Source organism: Mucilaginibacter sp. (assembly GCF_036383575.1).
Lineage (GTDB): Bacteria > Bacteroidota > Bacteroidia > Sphingobacteriales > Sphingobacteriaceae > Mucilaginibacter.
On record NZ_DASVOB010000221.1, the window covers coordinates 1 to 7302 of the forward strand.

7 protein-coding genes and 1 pseudogene are annotated in these 7302 nt (G+C 41.2%); 3 read left to right on the plus strand and 5 right to left on the minus strand.

Annotated features, from left to right (window positions below; translation table 11 throughout):
* A pseudogene (locus VF500_RS07870) lies at positions 1–210 on the plus strand (zinc-binding alcohol dehydrogenase family protein); the annotation flags it as partial.
* A 215-nt stretch (positions 211–425) separates the two neighbouring features.
* Here VF500_RS07870 and VF500_RS07875 read toward each other — a convergent pair.
* The 4 genes from VF500_RS07875 to VF500_RS07890 all read right to left on the minus strand — a co-directional run bounded on the left by VF500_RS07875 (position 426) and on the right by VF500_RS07890 (position 4538).
* On the minus strand, positions 426–1436 hold the full coding sequence (locus VF500_RS07875) for a glutamine synthetase beta-grasp domain-containing protein (RefSeq protein WP_330859149.1): 1011 nt from the start codon (positions 1434–1436) through the stop codon (positions 426–428).
* A gap of 337 nt (positions 1437–1773) precedes the next feature.
* Positions 1774–3252 (minus strand): hypothetical protein, encoded by a 1479-nt coding sequence (locus VF500_RS07880; protein WP_330859150.1) that lies wholly within the window; start codon positions 3250–3252, stop codon positions 1774–1776.
* 56 nt (positions 3253–3308) lie between these two features.
* Complete coding sequence (locus tag VF500_RS07885) at positions 3309–4034, minus strand: RluA family pseudouridine synthase (RefSeq protein ID WP_330859151.1); 726 nt, start codon at positions 4032–4034, stop codon at positions 3309–3311.
* 72 nt (positions 4035–4106) lie between these two features.
* Positions 4107–4538 (minus strand): hypothetical protein, encoded by a 432-nt coding sequence (locus VF500_RS07890; protein ID WP_330859152.1) that lies wholly within the window; start codon positions 4536–4538, stop codon positions 4107–4109.
* Between the two features lie 258 nt (positions 4539–4796).
* Between VF500_RS07890 and VF500_RS07895 the strand changes: the two genes are divergently transcribed.
* A complete protein-coding gene (locus VF500_RS07895; RefSeq protein ID WP_121229867.1) occupies positions 4797–5240 on the plus strand; it encodes a KTSC domain-containing protein in 444 nt (147 codons plus the stop codon).
* Positions 5241–5248: 8 nt separating this feature from the next.
* Here VF500_RS07895 and VF500_RS07900 read toward each other — a convergent pair whose 3' ends face one another.
* Positions 5249–5839 (minus strand): nucleotidyltransferase family protein, encoded by a 591-nt coding sequence (locus tag VF500_RS07900; RefSeq protein ID WP_330859153.1) that lies wholly within the window; start codon positions 5837–5839, stop codon positions 5249–5251.
* Between the two features lie 438 nt (positions 5840–6277).
* Between VF500_RS07900 and moaA the strand changes: the two genes are divergently transcribed.
* Positions 6278–7267, plus strand: coding sequence for a GTP 3',8-cyclase MoaA (moaA, locus tag VF500_RS07905; RefSeq protein WP_330859154.1), 990 nt, complete (start codon positions 6278–6280; stop codon positions 7265–7267).
* The last annotated feature ends 35 nt before the right edge of the window (positions 7268–7302 follow it).

Consider the following 7302-nt stretch of genomic DNA (forward strand, 5'->3'; position numbering starts at 1 on the left):
AGTGTTGATCTTCAATTAACCGGATCGGGGCTTGGCGCCTGGTCAAAAGCGCAGGTAGCTGAACTTTTTAGTGAGATTTTGCCCGAAATGTTTGCACTTGCGGCGGCTGGTAAGCTGAAAGTAGAAACTATTAAAGTGAAGTTAGCGGATATTGCCGAACTGTGGGAGTTGGAAGTGGATAATGGGCTACGCCTTGTGGTAACTATTTAAATAGTAATTAAGATGCTATAAGATAGGTTTATAAATGTTTGCCTGTAGAGACGCATCACATGCGTCTTCCGTAGGACAAGCCGCTTATACGGCGTTTAACCTGTCGTGATTTGCATCTGGGAGACGCATGTGATGCGTCTCTACATCTAAAACCACAAAAAAATCCCCCGGTTTTTAAAACCGGGGGATAAAACAATAACTATTTATTCAGGGCATTAAAGCTTTGCTGTTTTTACAGTTTTGATGATAACTGCAGCTACTTTGTATGGATCGGCAGCTGAGTTAGGGCGACGATCTTCCAGGTAGCCACTCCAGTTGTGATCAACCGCGTACAAAGGGATACGGATAGAAGCACCACGGTCAGATACACCATAGCTAAAGTCATGGATAGAAGCAGTTTCGTGTTTACCGGTTAAACGCTGATCGTTATCAGCACCGTAAACAGCGATACACTCAGCAACTGCAGGGCGGAAAGATTCGCAGATAGCAGTGAAAATTTCTTTGCTGTTTGCAGTACGTAAAGTAGTATTTGAGAAGTTAGCGTGCATACCAGAACCGTTCCAGTCTAATTGACCAAGCGGTTTGCAATGCCAGTTGATAGCAACTCCGTATTTCTCACCAATTCTTTCTAATAAATAACGTGCAACCCAGATCTGGTCACCAGCTTCTTTAGCGCCTTTAGCGAAGATCTGGAATTCCCACTGACCGGCAGCAACCTCAGCGTTGATACCTTCAACGTTTAAGCCTGCTTCTAAACAAGCATCTAAGTGTTCTTCAACGATTTCGCGACCGAAAGCGTTTTTAGCACCTACTGAACAGTAGTAAGGACCTTGTGGAGCTGGGTAGCCAGCAGCCGGGAAACCAAGCGGTTTGCTGGTTGATGGATCCCACAGGAAGTACTCCTGCTCAAAACCGAACCAGAAATCATTATCGTCATCAGCAATAGTAGCACGACCGTTTGATTCGTGTGGTTTGCCGTCAGCGCTTAATACTTCGCACATTACTAAGAAAGCGCTTTTTCTTTGTGGATCAGGAACAACAAAAACTGGCTTTAAGATACAATCAGATGAACCACCTGGTGCCTGCTCAGTTGAAGAACCATCAAAGCTCCAGTTATCTAAATCTTCTACTTTACCGCTAAATTCTTTAACGATTTTTGTTTTGCTGCGCAGGCTTTGTGTTGGTTTATAGCCATCAAGCCAAATGTACTCGAGTTTTGTTGCCATTTTTTAATTAATTTGTAAAGTTGGGGTTCTAATTATAGTTTTTGTATTAATCTCAATAATTATTAAGGCGAATTTAAATTATTTTTACAAAATTCATTACAAATGTTAAGAAATTTTGTATTTTTTTTCAATAACATGTTAATTATAGCTGTAAACCCGTAAAAAAGAATCTGTAAAACTGCGTTTTTAACAATTTCGTATTTTCGGAAATGAATCGGGTGTGTTTTTTATCAATAACGTAAAATACCCTTGTACGGGCAAGTCCTGGCACTCATTAGGTGAACAGTTAACCCTTTTCAACTGATGAAGTTAAGGCAAAGCTTACTATTGCGGAAATTTAGTCGCTTAATTTTTCGGAAATGTTCTTAATGGCTTCGTCAAGCCTGGTTGCAGAGTCATAAAGATGCTTTTCAACCTGCAAAAACTCCTGTTTTTTGTCTTTGGTTTCGCTCATCAGCTCAACCAAACCTAATATATTGGTAAGATGTTTACGTACCTCGTGTGAGTTGATAAAGGCAAGCTCGCGCTTTTTGGTATCGTATAATAATTTTTCGTAATGGCGTTTTTGCCTGGCACTGCGGTATAACAGGGCTATAACCGCAAACATAAAAACTGTAGTAATACTGATCAGGATCAAAATAAGACGCTCGCGCCTGTACTTTTCGGCAGTATCCGTAAAGGTATTTTCGATTTTATCGATTTTTATCTGTGCCGATACGTTACCTACTTGAGTAGTATTATTCAGGCTTGCTTCTGATTGTTTTAAGGCAAGATCAAAGTTTTCGGCTGCCAGTTTATAATCGCCCCTGTCGCGGGCTATTTCTCCCAGCAATTCATAAAGATGATGCTTTATTTCGGGATGGTTTGTAGAATAGGGTAGGGCAAGTAATTGGTTAGCTATCGCACTTGCCGAATCCGGTTGACCGTTCAGGTAAAAGGCATCGGCCAGGTTTTGTCGCTCAAGGTCGTTGTGAACGTATTTTTTATTGGATTGCAACTCCTTGATCTGCGTTATGGCATCACTATATTTATGTTGCAATATAGATATGTAGTAAGCTGTACGGTTTTGGTAGGTAAATAATTTATAGCTTTTGTTGTTAGGTCCCATCAACTCATCATGGCACCGTTGCAGTGAATCGAGGTTTCTTCTCCTGAAAAAATTTTCGGCCTTGTTATAGCTTATTATAGTATAAAACCTGTCGTCCTTGATCTTATTTTCTTCCTTGATATGAAATGCAAGGTTGAGGTAATATAACGACTGGCTATACAGGTTGAGCTTGTAATAAAGATCGGATATATTAATATTGAGATATACCTGTAATAGCGGTTCGTTAAGTTTTAACGCTTGCTTTTGTGCCAGCCCGTAACTGTATATAGCGCCAATTGGATTGCCCCTGTCTGTTTGAATAAAAGCAAGGTGGCTGATAAATGAGTAAATTAAGAAATCGGCTTTGCTTTTTGAGGCCTGGTCAATGGCTTTGACCATCGCGGTTTCTGCTTCGGGGAGTTTGGATAGCCGTCGCTGTACAGTACTTTCAATAAAGTATTTTAAAGCTTCGCGGTCATCAACCTGGTATTTGTCCAGCTTTTCATAAACTTCTGTTTTACCTTCGGGGATGGTGTTTTGCGGCCCTTGCTGAAAACGGAGTTTGATATAGTCAACTATTTTCTTGTCCTGCAGGTTCCTGTCTTTTATTTTGATAAAGTTAACAAGGCTATCCTCAGAAAGATAAATATACGGCGAGGCTTCTGAAATGCTTACACCAAACGCCACCAGTAAAATACAGAGAGAGAACTTTTTAAAGAGAGAAGCCATTAGGCATAAAAATACGTTGGCATATGTAAATATCAAACAATTTCTACCATTTAATTTTAAAGGTCAAACTTGTCAAGCAGCTTTAAAAGTGTTTCAAAGTCCTTTGGGTAGGGGGCGTGAATGGTGACTTCGGTTTCGGGATTGATACGAAACGTTACTTCATAAGCGTGCAGGGCAAAGCGTTTCATGATGGGCAGTTCTTCCTGATCTTTACCTAAATGGTATTTGCGTTTTATTTTTGAAAGGAAAACAGGCTCACCTTTATACATTTCATCGCCGGCTATGGATGCCCTTTGTGTTGCCAGATGGATCCTGATCTGGTGCATACGGCCGGTAACCGGGCGGCATTCAACCAAAGTATAATGTTTATAATACTTTAACGACTGGAACCAGGTTTCGGCACGTTTGCCATCCTGCCTGCTGATGGTTACGCTACCTTTACCAACGTTCAATATTGGCAAATCAACAAGCAGGTTATCAAAAGTATGTGTGCCATCAATAACGGCATGGTATACTTTTTTAACCTTCCGTTTTTCAAACTGCATGGAAACCAACCGGTAGGCCTCGGGATTTTTAGCGAAAATAAGTGCGCCTGATGTTTCCTTGTCCAGTCGATGGCAGATCTGCGCATCGTCCCAATAAGCTTTAGCAAGCCTTAACATACTGATCTCGCTGCTACCTTCACCGCGTTCATCAAGCGAGCTTATAAAAGGCGGCTTGTTCACAACAATAACGTCATCGTTCTCAAACAGTATCAGGTCGGCGAATTTCGGAAACTTCATAGCCCGCAAAAATACGGTTTATAATTTAAACAGCTATCACTGTATTTTGTTGGAGGTGTTTCTGTTTGAAATTTAATTTTCACTTGTAACCTTAACCCCGTATCGTATGGCATCTTCAAGTATATTAATATTTATATCCTTTAGTGCTTTGAACTTGATGCAATACCCGGTTACGCTCGCTTTGCCTATTTCTTTCCCATACGTTTGGGATAAGTATGTTTTATCATCGATACCAAGAACGTAGATCGAAATTCCGGTTGTGTTTGCGCTCATACCAATTTGATAAAACTCTCTTGTTGTTCCATCGGCATATTTTATAGTATAAGATCCATAGCCTATATTAGGGTTACTGACAACTTTATTTTCGCTGTTCCTACCATCCAGGAACCATAGTTTACACCCTGGTAACACCTGGAGTGTGATACGATGCAACTCTTGCATATCACCCCGTTTAGGTTCAGGCTGGCTGGTAATATACTCCTGGATTTGTTCCTGTATGTTCATATGAAATATTGAATTAGGTTTACTTGATTGCCTTTTTATCTCGCTTTATTTTTTTCATGCGTTACAACTAAATTAACGAAGCAGAGCAGGCATAATGTTAACAGAAGTTTTACTTAATATCATCATTATTTAATAAATAAAACTCGCTGTTTTTCCTCGTTTAAAAAGCGTACCTTCGCGCCGTTATTTTCATGGAGGTGTTAAGCATGGTTTTACCTGTAATTCCTTCATCGACAATAAAAAAGAATTAAATATACAATGAAAAAAATTGTCGACTACAGGAAACTCCTGAACGTAACCGAAAATGCAGAACTAACTGAATTACGTACGGTTTATAAAAGCATGATGAAAACCTGGCATCCCGACAGGTTCCAGGACGAGAGCAGGATAGAAGCCGAAGAGAAGAGCAAAACCATTATTGAGGCTTACCACTTTTTAGTAAGCATTGCGCCCGAAACCCGTGCCCAAACTTTACCTGATTATACCGCTACCACTACACTATCAAACATAGCTGATTTTGAGTATAAGCAACAGGTACTAAAAGTTACTTTCCTTGATGGCAATACGTATGAATATTTTGGCGTACCCAAAGCAATTTACACCAAGCTGATCAATGCCGATTCGCCCGGCAGGTTTGCCCGCAGACATATTTTTAATGAGTTTGTGTACCGCAGCGTAAATAAACTGGTTGCTTCAGCTTAATAGTTTGATTATCCTGCCTGGTTAAGTCGTTCTAAATCGGCGGCGGTATCAATATCAATAGCCCCCAGTGGGAAAGGAAGTATAAAAACATCATCGACATTTGTTTCGATGATGTTTTTTGCGCCCTCGGGGCCCTCCAGGCTAAGCAATGCCGGGAAATATTTTATATCAAACAAAGCCGGGGCTCCCAAAACATCGCGATAGCCGCAGGCAATGATGCCGCAATCATGGGCTTCTTTTTTTTCCATTAACTGAGATATCAGGAATGAATCAACAAATGGCTGATCGCAGAGCATCAGTATAATTGAAGTGACCCCCGGTTTAAGCCTCAACATTTCTGCTACACCAAATTTTATTGACGAGCCCATGCCTTCCTGCCAGCGGGGATTGTAAGTAACATCTACAAGCTGGTCATCTATATTGGAGCGGATCAATCCTTCGTTGGCACCCAGCACCACAATCACTTTTTCGCAATGCAGGCAGGTAAGTGCGGTTTGGATGGCACGTTGTAAAAGAGTTTTGCCCTGGTATATAAGATTTTGCTTGGGCGAGCCAAAACGGCTTGATGCGCCCGCTGCCAGAATAATGATCCCTGTCATTTTTTATAAACTGTTAACATGAGGTATTAGTATAACTATTTGTTGTAATACTTGGCTATTCACCATGTATCACAATTCATATAGCTTCCATTTTTGCGTGTTATGTTTATTCGGGTTCAGGGGGCGCCCTTTTTAATAACTGCTTTCGGACGGATGCTTGCCTTAATACGGGATTGTTTAAATTAAAGTTTTAGTTATGTCTGTTCATTTATAACAATTTGATTTTTTGTGGTTTATGTGTTTGTTGTGAACAGGATATGGATTGCCGGCTTTTCTGATAGTTAAATACAGGCAGGTAAATCACCAACAGTAGTGACAAAAAATACATTTCGTAAACATCTCGGCGTATAGTAATGCTTATTTTTACAATCGCCATGCATGAACTTGAAGGTGTAATGGCTGTTAATTGATTAAATTTACAGGATAAAAAGCTATACTTTGTTAACAGATAATCACGGCCGGAAGATCAGTTATATGCGCCTCGCAGTGACAGACAAGTGCAACCTGCGCTGCTTTTACTGCATGCCCGAGGATGGCCTGAACTGGCTTTCGCGCGCTGAGCTCATGAGTTATGATGAAATGCTGCATAGTTGCCGCTTACTGGTAAAAATGGGGATCGAAAAGATCCGTATTACCGGGGGCGAACCCTTTGTACGCAAAGATATTATGGCTTTGCTTACCGGTATTTCCAGACTGGATAGCCTAAAAGAACTGAGTATGACCACCAACGGCGTGCTGACAGCTCCTTATGTACCCGAACTGAAAAAGATAGGCGTACGGTCAATAAACCTGAGCCTCGACACACTGGATGCCAACCGTTTTTTTACCATTACCCGCCGCGACGAATTTGCCAATGTGATGGCTGCTTTAGATGCTATGCTGAGTCATGATATGGAGGTAAAGATCAATGCCGTGGTAATGGATGGAAAAAACATACAGGACATTATCCCGCTGGTTGAACTGGCTAAAGAGCTGCCGGTAAGTGTGAGGTTTATTGAAGAAATGCCCTTTAACGGAGATGGTCATGTATATGACGGATTGCATTGGGACTATGTTCGCATTTTAGATGAAATAAAAAGTAAATACCCACAAATAAAAAAGCTGGATGACCCGGCTTATTCTACCTCGTACAATTACCAGGTCCCCGGGCATAAGGGTACTATTGGTATTATAGCGGCCTATTCACGTACTTTTTGTGGTAGCTGTAACCGGATCCGTATTACGCCGCAAGGCGAACTGAAGACCTGTTTATATGATGACGGCGTGCTTAATTTAAAAGATTTAATGCGTAAAGGGGCTTCTGACGAGGTATTGCAAGGCACCCTGTTAACTGCTTTTAACCACCGGCCGGCAGATGGCTGGGAAGCTGAGCGGATGCGCGTGGCCAAGACCGGCATTCATGAATCAATGGCCACAATTGGCGGATAGTTTAAAAGATCAGGAAAGATGACAACCGTTGAAGA

Coding starts and splice junctions, on each gene's coding strand:
- VF500_RS07885 (WP_330859151.1), bottom strand. CDS start 4,034: ATGAAGTTTCCGAAATTCGCCGACCTGATACTGTTTGAGAACGATGAC.
- VF500_RS07895 (WP_121229867.1), top strand. CDS start 4,797: ATGAAAAAAATTGTCGACTACAGGAAACTCCTGAACGTAACCGAAAAT.
- VF500_RS07880 (WP_330859150.1), bottom strand. CDS start 3,252: ATGGCTTCTCTCTTTAAAAAGTTCTCTCTCTGTATTTTACTGGTGGCG.
- VF500_RS07900 (WP_330859153.1), bottom strand. CDS start 5,839: ATGACAGGGATCATTATTCTGGCAGCGGGCGCATCAAGCCGTTTTGGC.
- VF500_RS07890 (WP_330859152.1), bottom strand. CDS start 4,538: ATGAACATACAGGAACAAATCCAGGAGTATATTACCAGCCAGCCTGAA.
- VF500_RS07875 (WP_330859149.1), bottom strand. CDS start 1,436: ATGGCAACAAAACTCGAGTACATTTGGCTTGATGGCTATAAACCAACA.